The sequence below is a fragment of the Bradyrhizobium cosmicum genome (assembly GCF_032290525.1).
GTDB lineage: Bacteria > Pseudomonadota > Alphaproteobacteria > Rhizobiales > Xanthobacteraceae > Bradyrhizobium > Bradyrhizobium cosmicum_A.
Genome location: NZ_JASXTA010000006.1, coordinates 166,014 through 180,737 on the forward strand (window position 1 = coordinate 166,014; position 14,724 = coordinate 180,737).

Here is a 14,724-nt window from a genome sequence, read left to right on the forward strand (position 1 = left end):
TCTTACGCGGCGAGGGAGTGACGAAGGCTGTCCGGGCAAGGACGGTGAGAGGCGAAGAGGAAACTACGCCGCGGCCTGCATCCGGCGCTCGATCTCGCGATCAATCGTCGCGGCAAGTTCGCTGCCGATTTCGACCATCGGCAGGCGCACTTCGGGGCTGTCGATCAGGCCGGATCGCCACAGCCAGTACTTCGCCGGCGCAGGGCTCGGCTCGGTGAACAGCAGGCGCGTCAGATCAATGACCTCGTGCCAGCGCGCCAGCGCCGCATCGTGGTTGCCACGCCTCAGCTCGGCATATACAGCCGCAAAGGTCGCGGTCTCGACATGGGCGGAGAGCACGATGCCGCCGTCGGCGCCGTCGGTGAGCGCCTCGAAATAGTTGGCATCCTCGCCGGTCAGCACGCGAAAGCCCTCCGGCCGGTCGCGCAGCAGCGCGACGGATCGCTCGCGGCTCGCGCCGCAATCCTTCAGCCCGACGATGTTCTGGTGCTCGGCAAGCCGCAGCATGGTCTGGTTGGTGATGTTCACCGAGGTGCGATAGGGGATGTTGTAGAGCGCCAGCGGCCATGCGGCGTGATCGGCGAGCGCCTCGAAATGCGCCAGCAGCCCGCGCTGCGAGGGGCGCACGTAATAGGGGCTCGCGATCAGATAGCCTTCGATCGGCCAGTCCGCGGTCTCGTCGAGACGATCCTTCAGCCGCGAGGTGTCCGCGCCCGACAGGCCGAGGCAGATCGGGATGCTGCGCCGGCCCGCCGCGATCTCGTCGCGTACCACGGCAACGAGCCGCTCGAGTTCGTTCTCGCGCAGCGTCATGCCCTCGCCGGAGGTTGCCCCCAGGATGAAGCCGTCGACGGCCTGTGTGCCGTAGTGCCGCGTCAGCCGCCGCAGCGACGCCTCGTCGAGACGGCCGTCGCGAAACGGCGTCACCAGCGGCAGCCAAAGTCCGTGCAAATGATCCTGCAGTCCGGTCATGTTCGTGTCTCCTTCTCGGGAAAAAACCTGAGACGGAGGCACATGAAAAAACCCCGTCCAGGCGGCGGGGTTTTCGGGATTGCTGCGATGACGAAGGCTGTCCTAGCGCGCGCAAAAATCCGAGGCCCCGGGATGGGGGGCTTTTTTCGAGACGACTGCCTCGAAGGAAATTGCGCACAACTTCGTGATCATCCGCAAATGATGCGGGGTATGCGTGGAACTGTCAATACACGCGGAAGGCGAAAGCCTGATCGGACAGAAAAAAAGCCGGACCCAGAGGGTCCGGCTTGAGGCATTGGCCACGTGAGGCCGACACAATCACCTTCCAAGAGGGATTACTGAACTCCCGCGCCACTGGAGGAGGGGGACAAATGCGCAACGCGAAGGCTCAGCGTGCAAGTAGTATGAGCTTGACGAGCGCCATGCAGCAAGCGTCCAAGCCGCATGTCAGACATGCGGAAATCAGGACGGCCAGCGCTGCGCCTTGCTCACCACGAAGTCACGGAACACCTGCACGCGCGCGACCGTCTTCAGTTCTTCAGGATAGACGAAGTAGGTGTCGAGCTGGATCGAATCCGATTCGCCGAACAGCTGCACCAGGCGGCTCTGTTCCTCGATCAGGTAATCCGGCAGCGCCGCGATGCCGAGGCCTTGCTGGCAGGCGCGCACGAGGCCGAGGATGTTGTTGACCCTGAAATAGGCTTCGCGCGGACCCGAGCCGTTGCGGCCAGCTTCGACCAGCCAGTTGCGGTTCTGGAGATGCGGCGCGAAGTTGCCGTCGGAGAGCGTGATGATGCGGTGGGAGTCGAGCTCCTCCAGCGTGCGCGGCGTGCCGAAGCGCTTGATGTAATCAGGCGAGCAATAGGCGTGAAAGCCCATCGCGAACAGCTTGCGCTGGATGAGATCCGGCTGGGTCGGCTTGCGGGTGCGGATCGCGACGTCGGCCTCGCGCATCGACAGGTCGAGCTCCTCGTCGGTGACGATCAGCGAAATCCGGATCTCCGGATAGAGCGCGGTGAACTCGCCGAGGCGGGGGATCAGCCAGTTGATGCCGACGCCGGGCGTGGTGGTGATCTTGAGATCGCCGCTCGGCCGCTCGCGGCTGTCGGTCAGCTTGGCGCGCGCCGCCTGCAGCTGCATGAACACGTCATGCGCCGTGCGGAACAGGAGGTCGCCCTGCTCGGTGAGGATCAGGCCGCGGGCATGGCGGTGGAACAGTGAGACCGAGAGCTCCTGCTCCAGCGCCGAGACCTGGCGTGACACCGCCGATTGCGACAGGCCGAGCTGCTCGCCCGCATGCGTGAAGCTGCCCGCTTCCGCCGCCGCGTGAAACACCTTCAGCTTGTCCCAGTCCATATCCGTAAATCCGTCGCGTGTTCGAGCCATGATCTTTATTCCGCTGCAGCGCGCTCGCTGGCGCGCAGGGCCAGGAAACGTTCGGCTTCGAGAGCGGCCATGCAGCCGAGGCCGGCGGCCGTCACGGCCTGGCGATAGGTCTCATCGGCGACGTCGCCGGCGGCGAACAGGCCGGGCACCGAAGTGGCGGTCGAGTTCGGGGCGACCTCGACATAGCCCGACGGTTTCAGCTTGACCTGATCCTTCACGAGCTCGGTCGCCGGCGCATGGCCGATGGCGATGAAGACGCCGTCGGTCTTCACGTCCGTGAGCGCGCCCGTCCTGACGTTCTTGAGGCGAACATGGGTGACCTTGTTGGGATTCTCGGTACCGCAGATCTCGTCGACGGCGCAGTCCCAGATCACCTTGATCTTCGGATGCTTGAACAGGCGCTCCTGCAGGATGCGTTCGGCGCGGAAGTGATCGCGGCGATGCACGATGGTAACCTGCGAGACATGGTTGGTGAGGTAAAGCGCCTCCTCGACCGCGGTATTGCCGCCGCCGACCACCACGACCTCCTTGCCGCGGTAGAAGAAGCCGTCGCAGGTGGCGCAGGCTGACACGCCGCCGCCCTGGAATTTCGCTTCGGACGGCAGCCCGAGCCAGCGCGCCTGCGCGCCGGTGGCGAGGATAACGGTGTCGGCGAGATAGACATCACCGCTGTCGCAGGTGAGGCGGAACGGCCGCTGCGCGCTCTCCAGCTTGGTCACCAGGTCAGTGACGATCTTGGTGCCGACATGGACCGCCTGCTTCTCCATCTGCTCCATCAGCCAGGGGCCTTGGATCACGTCGGCGAAGCCCGGATAGTTCTCGACGTCGGTGGTGATGGTGAGCTGGCCGCCCGGCTGGATCCCCTGGATCAGAATCGGCTCGAGCATTGCGCGCGCGGCGTAGATCGCCGCGGTGTAACCGGCAGGGCCGGAGCCAATAATCACGACCTTTGCATGAACAGGAGCGGACATTTCGATGGACGCCTTTCACGGGGGATTTGCAGCGCGGGCGCAGAACGTGCCGGGAGGCCTCGCGGAGGCGCTGAAATATCAGAGCTAATCTAAGCCTTCTGGTGAGCTATGCAAGAATTGCATTCCCTGTCGGCGGATTTTTCCAACAAGGAACAAAAGTCGATTGCGCTGCACGCGCAATAAAATTGCGCTACGCCACGCGTCTGCGCTATGAGGATTGCGACAAACCCACCAATACCGCCGCAAAGGCCAGGAGTTCCAATCACGTGTCGCGGAACCTAGACGAGATCGACCTGAAAATTCTCACCGAGATCCAGGCCGACGGTCGAATCACCAATGTCGAGCTGGCCAAGCGCGTCGGCATCTCGCCGCCGCCCTGCCTGCGCCGCGTCCGGGCGCTGGAGGAGGAGGGGTATATCCACGGCTATCGCGGGCTTCTGGACGCCCGCAAGCTCGGCTTTGACGTCACCGTGTTTGCCGCCGTGCACCTGTCCAGCCAGGCCGAGGCGGATTTGCGTGCCTTCGAGGAATTCGTTCGTGCCGAGCCGCTGGTGCGGGAATGCTGGATGTTGTCGGGCGAAGTCGATTTCATCCTGAAATGCGTCGCCCCCGACATGGCGACCTTCCAGGATTTCGTCACCCACCTCACCGCCGCGCCCCATGTCCGCAACGTGCGAACGTCCTTGGTGCTGCATAATTCGAAATATGAGGCGGCCGTGCCGCTGGACGTGAGGGGAAGAAGGTAGCTGGCGCCGCTCTCGTGCCCCGGACGCAGCGCAGCGCTCCTTCAGCGGTGCGCTGCAGAGCCGGGGCCTATCTTACGCAACGTACCGAGTTGTTTTCTGGGTCCCGGCTCTGCGCAGCAGCGTAAGAACGCTGCAGCGCGTCCGGGACACGAGAGAGGCGGATGCTGTTGCGCCCACTTCGGCAACCTGCCGAAACAAAAAGGCCGCGCTCGGCGCGGCCTTTTTCAATCATCATCGCACGCAGCGGCGAATCCTTACCGCCACTCCACCTTGGTGATCTCATAGGCCTTGGCGCCGCCGGGTGCATTGACCTCGACGGTCGAGCCTTTCTTCTTGCCGATCAGCGCACGCGCGAGCGGCGAGGTGATGGAGATGCGGCCCTTCTTGGCGTCGGCCTCGACCTCGCCGACGATCTGCCACACCGTCTTCTTCTCGGTGTCCTCGTCGACCAGCGTCACGGTGGCGCCGAACTTGATGGTGTCGCCGGAGAGCTTCGAGATGTCGATGATGTCGGCGCGCGCGAGCTTGTCCTCGAGCTCGGCGATGCGGCCTTCATTGTGGGACTGCTCTTCCTTCGCGGCGTGATACTCCGCGTTCTCCGACAGGTCTCCATGCGAGCGCGCTTCCGCGATATGCTCGATGATGCGCGGACGGTCCTCCGATTGGCGCTTCTTCAATTCTTCCCCGAGCGCGGCAAAGCCGCTCGCTGTCATCGGAACCTTTTCCATCTCTTCTCTCGTCCTTCGGTCGCGCGCCCCCGGAACAGGGGGCGCGGCAACCTTGATTCGTCGGTGTTTCCGGGGGCTGAACACGCCGCCACCGGAACGTGATGTGGGTCTGGTGCCGGAACAGAACAACCACATGCCCGGACAGTTCCTCCGGCCATTGTGGCTTGATCGCCAATCACTTAGCGAAGGCTAACCCCTTCAGGCCTGGCCTTCCACCCGCGATCAGGTTTCCGAAAAGTAGCTCTGCAGGGTACGAACCTCAAGGTCCCCGCCCAGATAGGCGCGGATGCCCTGCGCGGCCGCCACGGCCCCGGAAAGAGTGGTGTAATACGGCACTTTATGCAAGAGGGCCGCGCGCCGCAGCGAACGGCTGTCGGCGAGCGCCTGCGGGCCTTCGGTGGTGTTGAAGACGAGCTGGACATCGCCATTAGTGATGGCATCGACGATGTGCGGCCGTCCCTCCAGCACCTTGTTCACCTTCTCGGTGGGGATGCCCTGGTCGGTCAGGAAGCGTGCCGTGCCCGACGTTGCCAGCACCTTGAAGCCGAGCGAATGCAATTCGCGCACGGCGTCGGCGATCCGCGTCTTGTCGCTCTCGCGGACCGAGACGAATACCGTACCCTTGCGCGGCACTCGCGTGCCGCCGCCGAGCTGGCTCTTGGCGAACGCCACCGCAAACGAGCGGTCGATGCCCATGACCTCGCCGGTCGAGCGCATCTCGGGGCCGAGCACGGTGTCGACGCCGGGGAAGCGTGCGAACGGAAACACCGATTCCTTCACGCCGACATGCTTGAAGTCCGCCTTCTTCAGCTTGAAGTCGGCGAGCTTCTCGCCGGCCATGATGCGCGCGGCAATTTTTGCGACTGGCGTGCCGACCACCTTGGCGACGAAGGGCACCGTGCGCGAGGCGCGCGGGTTGACCTCGAGCACGTAGATCTCGCCGTCCTTGATGGCGTATTGCACGTTCATCAGGCCGACGACGTCGAGGCCGAGCGCCAGCTCGCGCGTCTGCCGCTCCAGCTCGCCGACCATCTTCGCGTCGAGCGAGTGCGGCGGCAGCGAGCAGGCGCTGTCGCCGGAATGGATGCCCGCTTCCTCGATGTGCTCCATGATGCCGACGATGAAGGTGTCCTTGCCGTCGCAGAGGCAGTCGACGTCGATCTCGGTCGCATCCGACAGGTAGCGATCGAACAGCAGCGGGTTCTTGCCGAGCACGGTGTTGATCTGCCCGGTCTTGTCGTTCGGGTAGCGCGCCTTGACGTCGGCCGGCACCAGCTCGGGCAACGTGCCGAGCAGATAGTCGCTGAGCTGGTTCTCCTCGCGGATGATCTGCATCGCGCGGCCGCCGAGCACGTAGGACGGGCGCACCACCAGCGGCAGGCCGAGATCGGTCGCGACCAGGCGCGCCTGCTCGACCGAATAGGCGATGCCGTTCTTCGGCTGCTTCAGCCTGAGCTTGTCGAGCACGCGCTTGAAACGGTCGCGGTCTTCGGCGAGATCGATGGCGTCGGGCGAGGTACCGAGGATCGGCACTTCGGCAGCTTCGAGCGCGTGCGCGAGCTTGAGCGGGGTCTGGCCGCCGAACTGCACGATGACGCCGTGCAGCGTGCCGTTCGAGCGTTCCTTCGCGATGATCTCCAGCACGTCCTCAGCGGTGAGCGGCTCGAAATAGAGCCGGTCGGCGGTGTCGTAATCGGTCGACACCGTCTCCGGGTTGCAGTTGACCATGATGGATTCATAGCCGGCGTCATGCAGCGCGAAGCAGGCGTGACAGCAGCAATAGTCGAACTCGATGCCCTGGCCGATGCGGTTCGGCCCGCCGCCGAGGATGATGACCTTCTTCTTGTCCGACGGCGCGCTCTCGTCCGCCGGTGTGCCCGCGAACGGCGCCTCATAAGTCGAATACATGTAGGCGGTCGGCGAGGCGAATTCGGCCGCGCAGGTGTCGATGCGCTTGTAGACCGGGCGAACGTCGAGCGCGTGGCGCCTTGCCGTCACCTCGGCTTCCGCCGTCTCGGCGAGCACCGCGAGCCGCGCATCGGAGAAGCCCATGGCCTTGAGCGTGCGCATGCCGAAGGCGTTGCCCGGCAGGCCGTTCTTCCTGACCTTCTCCTCCATGTCGACGATGCCGCGCATCTCGCTGAGGAACCACGGATCGATCTTGCAGGAGTTGAAAATGTCCTCGTTCGACCAGCCGAGCCGCATGGCCTGTGCGACCTGCAGCAGCCGGTTCGGCGTCGGCGTGCCGAGCGCGGCGCGGACCGCGTTCTTGTCGTCGTCGCGGCCGAGACCTTCGATCTCGATCTCGTCGAGGCCGGTGAGGCCGGTCTCGAGCCCGCGCAAGGCCTTCTGAAGGCTTTCCTGGAAGGTGCGGCCGATCGCCATGACTTCGCCGACCGACTTCATCGACGTGGTCAGCGTGGTGGAGGCGCCGGGGAATTTCTCGAAAGCGAAGCGCGGCACCTTGGTCACCACGTAATCGATGGTCGGCTCGAACGAGGCCGGCGTCGCGCCGCCGGTGATGTCGTTGGCGATCTCATCGAGCGTATAGCCGACCGCGAGCTTGGCCGCGACCTTCGCGATCGGAAAGCCGGTGGCCTTCGAGGCCAGCGCGGAGGAGCGTGACACGCGCGGGTTCATCTCGATCACGACCATGCGGCCGTCGTCGGGATTGACGCCGAACTGCACGTTGGAGCCGCCGGTCTCGACCCCGATCTCGCGCAGCACCGCCAGCGAGGCGTCGCGCATGATCTGGTATTCCTTGTCGGTCAGCGTCAGCGCCGGCGCCACCGTGATGGAATCGCCGGTGTGCACGCCCATCGGATCGAGGTTCTCGATCGAGCAGACGATGATGCAATTGTCCTTCTTGTCGCGCACCACCTCCATCTCGTACTCTTTCCAGCCGAGCACGGATTCCTCGATCAGCACTTCGTTGGTGGGAGACGCGTCGAGACCCCGCTCGATGATGTCGAGGAACTCTTCCTTGTTGTAGGCGATGCCGCCGCCGGTGCCGCCCATGGTGAAGGAGGGACGGATGATTGCGGGCAGGCCGATCTCGGACAGCGCCATCAGCGCCTGTCCCAGCGCATATTCCTGGTAGCGCTTGCGGCGGTCGCTTTCGCCGAGCGTCCACTGCCGCTCCAGCTCTTCGAGCGCGGCGCCCGACGCCTTTTCGCGTTCGGCCTGGTATTTGTCGCGGAAGGACTTCTTCAGCTCGGAGGCGTTGGCGAGCCGCGACTTCGGCGTCTCGAGCCCGATCTTGGTCATGGCCTCGCGGAACAGCTGGCGGTCCTCGGCCTTGTCGATGGCGTCGGCGGTGGCGCCGATCATCTCGACGTCGAACTTTTCCAGCGTGCCCTGCCGGCGCAGCGACAGCGCGCAGTTCAGCGCGGTCTGGCCGCCCATGGTCGGCAACAGCGCGAAGCCGCCGGGAATGACGCGACGTTCCTTCTCGATGATTTTTGCGACGATCTCGGGCGTGATCGGCTCGATATAGGTTGCGTCGGCCAATTCCGGGTCGGTCATGATGGTGGCCGGATTGGAATTGACGAGGACGATGCGATAGCCCTCTTCCTTCAGCGTCTTCACCGCTTGGGTGCCCGAATAGTCGAACTCGCAGGCCTGGCCGATCACGATGGGACCGGCGCCGATGATCAGGATGGTGGTGATGTCTGTACGTTTGGGCATCAACTCTCGCCGGACTGGGATTTGGGCACAAAAAAAGGGCGCGCTACTGCGCGTCCCTTTGGCCGAGAGCGCGGTGGTCTCCCTCGCGCGCGGGTGGGTCTTAGACCAGATTTCGGGGCGGCGAAACCCCGAAAAATGCCCATCAACCGGCAATTTTGACCGGTTTCGGCCGCGCTTGCCAGCCGCGGGCGAGGTGCACCAGAAGCGAGGCCGCAACGCTCGTTCCGCCGATCCAGCCGAGGTCGTTTGGCGACATGGTGGCCAGCACCGCGCCCCCCAGGGCGCCGCCGATGGCGAAGCCGAGATACATCGCGGAGGCGTTGAGCGAGAGCGCGATCATCGCGGCCTGCGGCTCGATCCGGATGATGCTGGCGATCTGGGCCGGATAGAACGCCCAGCCCGAGATGCCCCAGAGGAAGATCGTGCCCAGCACGGCGTAATGGGCCTGCCCCGGCATCAGCTTCAGGACCAGCGAATGCAGGATCAGGGCGCTCGCCATGCCGGCGAGCCCAAGGGCTGCGGTCATGAGCGTTCCGAGCCGGTCGGCCAGAATGCCGCCGAGCATGTTCCCGATCGCCGCCGCGCCGCCGAACACCAGCAGCGCCAAGCTGATTTGCGAAGCATCGAAGCCGAGGCCACGCAGCGGGACCGCGAAATAGGTGAATACGGTGAAGCCGCCGAGCGCCCATAAGATCGTGATCAGAAGCGCGGTCAGGACGTTGCTGTGACGCGCCACCGCCAGCCGCTCGCTCAGCGAGGCGGTGTTGCGCGGCAGGCCGCGGGGCAGGCCGAGCAGAAGGCCGGCGAGCGCGACAGCGCCGATCAGGGCGACCATGGCAAAGGTCGCGCGCCAGCCGAGCAGGCTGCCGATGAGATTGCCGAGCGGGACGCCAATCACGGTCGCAACCGTCAGGCCCGAGGTGACGAGCGCCACCGCGCGGCCGCGTCGCTCAGGCGAGGCGACGGCGACTGACACGGCGAGTGCCGTCGGCATGCACAGCCCGGAGCCCAGCGCCATCAACATGCGCGAAGCCAGCAGCAGGGGGTAGCTGGTGGCCACCATCGCGGCGAGATTGCCCGCGATGAAGGTGGTCAGCGCCAGCGCCAACACGGTGCGGCGGTCGATGTTGTTGAACGTCACCGCCAGGATTGGCGAGCCCACGGCATAGGTGAGGGCATAGGCGGTGACGAGTTGGCCTGCGGCCGAGACCGAAATCGTGAGGTCAGTGGCGATCGCCGGCAAAAGCCCTGCAATCACAAAGCCTTCGGTGCCGATCACGAAGGCCGCCAAGGCCAGCCAGAACACGCTCATTGGATCACATCCCTTGTTCAACGATTATTGAACTATTGAACGCAAGGCCTTCAGAGTCAATTGGTTCAAGAACTATTGAACATTGCGGCAGCTGCGCTATGGTTCTCGGGTCATGAGCCGCACACCTCACCACCCCACCCGTGAGCAGATCGAGCTGCCGATGGTTCTGGATTGCCTCAGCGATCCGATCCGATTGGCGATCGTGTACCAGCTCGCCCAGCAGGAACGTGTCAGCAGCGAGCTCTGCTGCGGCGACTTCACCGGCCTCGCCGGCAAATCGAACCTCGCCTACCACTTCGCCAAGCTGCGCGAATGCGGCCTGATGCTGACGCGTGTCGCGGGAACCAACCGCTTCGTGCGGCTGCGCCGGGAAGATCTAGACGCGCGCTTTCCCGGTCTGCTCGATGCCGTCATCAGCTCCGCGGCGAAGGATGCCGATCGGCTTCAGCTGCTCGGAGAGTTCGAAGAGACTGCTGCGGGTGGAAGCTGAGACAATTGCGCGCCAACGCCCGACTTCGCCCTTCGGGCTTCGTCGAGGCAGCCTTCGCTACCATAGGGCTTGCCTAGCCGAAGCTGGCGAAGCCAGCGAAGGCTGGAGGCCCGGCCTGGATTTGAACCAGGATAAAGAGCGATGCACCGCCCCCGCGTAGACACTTCCGCCACCGGGCCGCGGCGATCATGGCCGATCGGATGGTGTCAGGCCACCTCTGCTAATGATTATGCTTAACGCACCAGAGGCGGCCGCGCGATGAAGGTCATGCGCCAGCGATTATGGCCGATATTGGTGTGGGCGCGCTGGACCGCGAACCCGGCTGCGGTCAGCTTGGCGGTGATCTCATCCTCGCTGTAGCGCTGGAGCCCGATGCGCGTGCGCAGATGACGGTAGTCTGACAGCGCGGTGCTGATCAGCCCGACCAGGGCGTCTTTCAGGAAGCCGTGACGCAAGCCGAAGCCGAGCAGCGCCAGGACGTCGCGCCCCATCCCGACATTGGGCTGCAAGATATCTCCGAGCACCAGCTTGCCGGACGGCGTCAACAATCGCCGGATGTTGACAAGCGCGGAATCGAGCTCGTCCGGCGTCATATATTGCGCGACCGAGTTCATCACGACGAGGTCGATGGACTGGTCCTGCATCTTGCGGACGTCGTCGAGCGAGCGGACGCGGATTTTCGTGTTTGGGGCAAAGCGGGCGATCAGCCGGCCGCGCACGCCGGGGGCGGGCTCGGCGAGGATCAGCTTGCCGCAAGCCGCTGCCACCTGGCTCGCCGACAGCGCCTCGCCGCAGGCATAGTCGAGCACCACCGCCTCGGGCGAGGAGATGTAGCCGATGATGTCCCGCGCAATGATCTGGAAGTGCAAATCGCGATGCAGCTTGCTGACATAGATCGTATGCGTGGAGTCGTAATAGTCGATCCAATCTTCCATGGTATCCCGCCCAGCGGTTCCTGCTCTGGGAACCGCGCTGCCCACCTTGCGTTAGGGGTGCGACGGCGCGCCGTCAATGTCCGCGTCCTAACAGGAAGGTTTCCAGTGAGCAAAGCCCCCACCAAGGTCTCGCCCGACCTCGATACTCCCACCGATCTGTCGCCCGACGGGGTCAAGAAAGTTTCCGAGGCGCTCAACGTGCTTCTGGCCGACGCCTTCGCGCTATACCTCAAGACCAAGAATTTCCACTGGCACATCAGCGGCCGGCACTTTCGCGATTACCATTTGCTGCTGGACGAGCAGTCCGACCAGATTTTCGCGACCACCGACCAGCTCGCCGAGCGCGTTCGCAAGATCGGCGGCGTTACGCTGAAGTCGGTCGGCCAGGTCGCAAAGCTCCAGACCATCAAGGACAACAACGACGACTACGTCCCGCCGCGCGAGATGCTGCGCGAGCTGATGCAGGACAACAAGCATGTCGCCGGCGCGATGCGCAAAGCGCACGAGGTCTGCGACGAGGCCGGCGATGTCGCCAGCGCCAGCATCCTCGAAAATTTCATCGACGAGACCGAGCGCCGCACCTGGTTCCTTTTCGAGGCCACTCGCGAGGAAGGCGGCAACGCGGCGTAGGGGCGCAACTGCCGTAGGGTGGGCAAAGGCGCGCTCTTCGCGCGCCGTGCCCACCATCTATCCTTAGGGCTCCATCAAGTGGTGGGCACGCTTCCGCCTTCGCTCTTCGAGCTACGGCGGACAAGTCGCTTTGCCCACCCTACGGCGCCGTTCTTTCGGCTATCGCCACAATCTCATCAACGCCCCGTCTTTCCCCGTCACGGGATCGGACGGCGGCAGCGGCACCTTCGGAATCGTCTTCAACGCCTTGGCGTGGTTCTCCGGCGTGGCGCGCGTGACCTCCATCTTCGCGCCCGGCGGGTAGGCGCCGATCACGCAGAAATCACCGCTTGCCTTGATGCATTGGTGCCCGGTGCCAGCGGGCAGGATCGCGACATCGCCTGCCTTGATCTCCAGCTCCTGGCCGTGGTCGCCGCCGAAGCGGACCCGCGCGCTTCCACGCGCGACGCCAAGCACCTCATGCACCGTCGCGTGATAGTGCAGATAGTCGTAGACGCCGTTGCGCCAGGTCCCGCCCCACCCGTTTGCCTCGAACAGGCTTTCGATCGTCTCTTCCGGCTGCTTCGGATCGAGCTTCACCGAACTCTGGTAGACCAGGAAAGGAAGGATGTTGTTGGGCACGAGCCCGTCGTCTTCGAATACGATGGCGAGCGGCTCGGCATTGTCACGGACGGCGGACATGGCTGGGCTCCTGCTACACGAAGGTATCGAGAGAACATTAAAGCAGGAGGAGGCGTTCCTCTGGAGGTCTCGTGTCCCGGACGCGCTGCAGCGCTCTTGCGCTGCTGCGCAGAGCCGGGACCCAGAGTGCCGCGGGCATAGGCCCCGGTTTAGCAACGCATCACGCCGCAAGGAGCGGCGCGCTGCACTGCGCCCGGGGCACGAGAGCGGTAGCGCTTATGCGCTCTTCTTCTGCCGCATCAGATCCGCAAAGCGCTGGAACAGATAGTGCGAGTCGCGCGGGCCCGGCGAGGCCTCGGGGTGGTACTGCACCGAGAACACCGGCTTGCCGTCGAGCTGGATGCCGCAATTGGAGCCGTCGAACAGCGAGATGTGGGTCTGCGTCGCGCCCTTGGGCAGCGTCGTCTCGTCCACGGCAAAGCCGTGGTTCATCGAGGTGATCTCGACCTTCCCTGTGGTCTCGTCCTTCACGGGGTGATTGGCGCCGTGATGGCCCTGATGCATTTTCCTGGTCTTGGCGCCGACGGCGAGGCCCAGCATCTGGTGACCGAGGCAAATGCCGAAGGTCGGCGTGCCCGACTTGATGACGTCCCGAATGACCGGCACGGCATATTTGCCGGTCGCGGCCGGATCGCCCGGACCGTTCGACAGGAACACGCCGTCCGGCTTCATCGCCAGAATGTCCTCGGACGAGGTCGTCGCCGGCACCACCGTCACCTTGCAGCCGACGCCGGCGAGCAGGCGCAGGATGTTGCGCTTGATGCCGTAGTCGATGGCGACGACGTTGAACTCGGGCTTGTCCTGACGGCCAAAGCCCTTGTCCCACAGCCAGGGCGTCTCGTCCCAGGTGAAGCGCTGGCCGGAGGTGACCATCGGCACGAGGTCCATGCCCTCGAGGCCCGGCCATTCGCGCGCTTCTTCCTTGAGGCCATGCAGATCGAACTCGCCGTTCCTGGCGTGTGCGATCACCGCGTTGGGCATGCCCTTGCTGCGGATCAGCGCGGTCAGCGCGCGAGTGTCGATGCCGGAGAGGCCGATGATGCCGCGCGCTTTCAGCCACTGGTCGAGATGCTTGGTGGCGCGGTAGTTCGAGGGATCGGTGATCGCGGTGCGCAGGATCACGCCGCGCGCGCCGGGTGTGGCGGCCATGTTCACCGTCTCGATGTCTTCCTCGTTGGTACCGACATTGCCGATATGCGGGAAGGTGAAGGTGATGAGCTGGCCCGCATAGGAGGGATCGGTGAGGATCTCCTCATAGCCGGTCATCGCGGTGTTGAAGCAGACTTCACCGACGGCGTGGCCTTCCGCGCCGAGACCAAAACCTTCGAGCACCGTGCCATCGGCGAGCACGAGGAGCGCGGTCGGTTTATGGTCCGGCCAAGCGGTATCGTTGTCATGTTGTGTCATGAGCGCGTTTCATAGTCCTCGCGGACGCCGGCGTCAAAGCGGGAGAGGCCCGATTCACATGCGTTTTTGCATATTTGGCTGGCTGTCTCGGCCATTGTCGGCCTCCCGGACCGGAACAGGCAATTTTTAGCCATTTTGGCCCCCGAGGGGGAAACAATGCACCGCCTGCCGGTCCGGTATGGCCTCTTGCCCGCGAACGGCTTAGATCAGGCCCGACAGATCGAGAGGATCCCGGCCATGCTGCGCGACGACATCAACAATGCGGTCAAGGAGGCCATGAAGGCCAAGGACGAGCGCAAGCTGTCCACGCTGCGCATGGTCAACTCGACCATCAAAAACGCCGACATCGAGGCGCGTGGCAACGGCAAGCCGCCGCTGTCGGATGCCGACCTGCTCGGCGTCTTTCAGAAGATGATCAAGCAGCGCCAGGAGTCGGTCGAACTCTACGACAAGGGCGGCCGTGCTGAGCTTGCCGCGCAGGAGCGCGAGGAGATCGCGGTGATCTCCGCTTACCTGCCGAAGCAGATGTCGGACGACGAGATCAAGAAGGCGATCGCGGATGCGATCGGCGAAACCGGCGCCGCCGGCATGAAGGACATGGGCAAGGTGATCGCGGTGTTGCGCGCGAAATACGCCGGCCAGATGGATTTCGGCAAGGCTTCTGGTTTTGTGAAGGCTGCTCTGACGGGCTAGGCCGTCATTCCGCGGCGACGCGTACCGTCGAGCTATGATGCGCAATTGCGCATCTGAGAATCCATCGCGCCGCCGACTCTGTTGAT

At 64.3% G+C, this 14,724-nt stretch carries 13 protein-coding genes and 1 tRNA gene; 4 read left to right on the forward strand and 10 right to left on the reverse strand.

Features of this window, described 5'->3' with window-relative positions; genetic code table 11:
• Positions 1-63 precede the first annotated feature (63 nt).
• The 3 genes from QSV46_RS13470 to trxB all read right to left on the reverse strand — a co-directional run bounded on the left by QSV46_RS13470 (position 64) and on the right by trxB (position 3,329).
• Positions 64-972, reverse strand: a complete 909-nt coding sequence (locus QSV46_RS13470) for a 4-hydroxy-tetrahydrodipicolinate synthase (RefSeq protein ID WP_314951500.1) — start codon at positions 970-972, stop codon at positions 64-66.
• Positions 973-1,434: 462 nt separating this feature from the next.
• On the reverse strand, positions 1,435-2,358 hold the full coding sequence (locus QSV46_RS13475) for a LysR family transcriptional regulator (RefSeq protein WP_007614700.1): 924 nt from the start codon (positions 2,356-2,358) through the stop codon (positions 1,435-1,437).
• Between the two features lie 5 nt (positions 2,359-2,363).
• On the reverse strand, positions 2,364-3,329 hold the full coding sequence (gene trxB / locus QSV46_RS13480) for a thioredoxin-disulfide reductase (RefSeq protein ID WP_314951510.1): 966 nt from the start codon (positions 3,327-3,329) through the stop codon (positions 2,364-2,366).
• A 266-nt stretch (positions 3,330-3,595) separates the two neighbouring features.
• On the opposite strand from trxB, the gene QSV46_RS13485 reads away from it, so the two are divergent.
• A complete protein-coding gene (locus QSV46_RS13485) occupies positions 3,596-4,075 on the forward strand; it encodes an Lrp/AsnC family transcriptional regulator (RefSeq protein ID WP_007596676.1) in 480 nt (159 codons plus the stop codon).
• Between the two features lie 254 nt (positions 4,076-4,329).
• On the opposite strand, the gene greA is transcribed toward QSV46_RS13485, so the two are convergent.
• The 3 genes from greA to QSV46_RS13500 form a co-directional block, all read right to left on the reverse strand.
• On the reverse strand, positions 4,330-4,803 hold the full coding sequence (gene greA, locus QSV46_RS13490) for a transcription elongation factor GreA (protein WP_018318257.1): 474 nt from the start codon (positions 4,801-4,803) through the stop codon (positions 4,330-4,332).
• Positions 4,804-5,025: 222 nt separating this feature from the next.
• On the reverse strand, positions 5,026-8,490 hold the full coding sequence (gene carB / locus QSV46_RS13495) for a carbamoyl-phosphate synthase large subunit (protein ID WP_314951535.1): 3,465 nt from the start codon (positions 8,488-8,490) through the stop codon (positions 5,026-5,028).
• Positions 8,491-8,632: 142 nt separating this feature from the next.
• Positions 8,633-9,802 (reverse strand): MFS transporter, encoded by a 1,170-nt coding sequence (locus QSV46_RS13500; RefSeq protein ID WP_314951538.1) that lies wholly within the window; start codon positions 9,800-9,802, stop codon positions 8,633-8,635.
• Between the two features lie 112 nt (positions 9,803-9,914).
• Between QSV46_RS13500 and QSV46_RS13505 the strand changes: the two genes are divergently transcribed.
• A complete protein-coding gene (locus tag QSV46_RS13505; RefSeq protein WP_314951540.1) occupies positions 9,915-10,292 on the forward strand; it encodes an ArsR/SmtB family transcription factor in 378 nt (125 codons plus the stop codon).
• 103 nt (positions 10,293-10,395) lie between these two features.
• Here QSV46_RS13505 and QSV46_RS13510 read toward each other — a convergent pair.
• Together QSV46_RS13510 and QSV46_RS13515 are read right to left on the reverse strand one after the other, a co-directional pair.
• Positions 10,396-10,471 (reverse strand) — tRNA-His (locus tag QSV46_RS13510).
• 54 nt (positions 10,472-10,525) lie between these two features.
• Positions 10,526-11,227 carry a class I SAM-dependent methyltransferase gene (locus tag QSV46_RS13515; RefSeq protein WP_314951542.1) on the reverse strand — a complete coding sequence of 234 codons (702 nt, stop codon included), beginning with the start codon at positions 11,225-11,227 and terminating at the stop codon, positions 10,526-10,528.
• 105 nt (positions 11,228-11,332) lie between these two features.
• Between QSV46_RS13515 and QSV46_RS13520 the strand changes: the two genes are divergently transcribed.
• A complete protein-coding gene (locus QSV46_RS13520) occupies positions 11,333-11,857 on the forward strand; it encodes a DNA starvation/stationary phase protection protein (protein WP_314951544.1) in 525 nt (174 codons plus the stop codon).
• Positions 11,858-12,016: 159 nt separating this feature from the next.
• Here QSV46_RS13520 and QSV46_RS13525 read toward each other — a convergent pair whose 3' ends face one another.
• Positions 12,017-12,538, reverse strand: coding sequence for a hypothetical protein (locus tag QSV46_RS13525; protein WP_314951545.1), 522 nt, complete (start codon positions 12,536-12,538; stop codon positions 12,017-12,019).
• A gap of 216 nt (positions 12,539-12,754) precedes the next feature.
• Positions 12,755-13,945 (reverse strand): glutamine-hydrolyzing carbamoyl-phosphate synthase small subunit, encoded by a 1,191-nt coding sequence (gene carA, locus QSV46_RS13530; RefSeq protein WP_314951547.1) that lies wholly within the window; start codon positions 13,943-13,945, stop codon positions 12,755-12,757.
• 237 nt (positions 13,946-14,182) lie between these two features.
• On the opposite strand from carA, the gene QSV46_RS13535 reads away from it, so the two are divergent.
• Positions 14,183-14,638: a GatB/YqeY domain-containing protein gene (locus tag QSV46_RS13535; RefSeq protein ID WP_314951550.1), complete on the forward strand. Its 456-nt coding sequence runs from the start codon at positions 14,183-14,185 to the stop codon at positions 14,636-14,638.
• Positions 14,639-14,724: the final 86 nt, after the last annotated feature.

Coding starts and splice junctions, on each gene's coding strand:
- carB (WP_314951535.1), bottom strand. CDS start 8,490: ATGCCCAAACGTACAGACATCACCACCATCCTGATCATCGGCGCCGGT.
- greA (WP_018318257.1), bottom strand. CDS start 4,803: ATGGAAAAGGTTCCGATGACAGCGAGCGGCTTTGCCGCGCTCGGGGAA.
- QSV46_RS13475 (WP_007614700.1), bottom strand. CDS start 2,358: ATGGCTCGAACACGCGACGGATTTACGGATATGGACTGGGACAAGCTG.
- QSV46_RS13500 (WP_314951538.1), bottom strand. CDS start 9,802: ATGAGCGTGTTCTGGCTGGCCTTGGCGGCCTTCGTGATCGGCACCGAA.
- QSV46_RS13525 (WP_314951545.1), bottom strand. CDS start 12,538: ATGTCCGCCGTCCGTGACAATGCCGAGCCGCTCGCCATCGTATTCGAA.
- QSV46_RS13515 (WP_314951542.1), bottom strand. CDS start 11,227: ATGGAAGATTGGATCGACTATTACGACTCCACGCATACGATCTATGTC.
- QSV46_RS13470 (WP_314951500.1), bottom strand. CDS start 972: ATGACCGGACTGCAGGATCATTTGCACGGACTTTGGCTGCCGCTGGTG.
- trxB (WP_314951510.1), bottom strand. CDS start 3,329: ATGTCCGCTCCTGTTCATGCAAAGGTCGTGATTATTGGCTCCGGCCCT.
- QSV46_RS13505 (WP_314951540.1), top strand. CDS start 9,915: ATGAGCCGCACACCTCACCACCCCACCCGTGAGCAGATCGAGCTGCCG.
- carA (WP_314951547.1), bottom strand. CDS start 13,945: ATGACACAACATGACAACGATACCGCTTGGCCGGACCATAAACCGACC.
- QSV46_RS13535 (WP_314951550.1), top strand. CDS start 14,183: ATGCTGCGCGACGACATCAACAATGCGGTCAAGGAGGCCATGAAGGCC.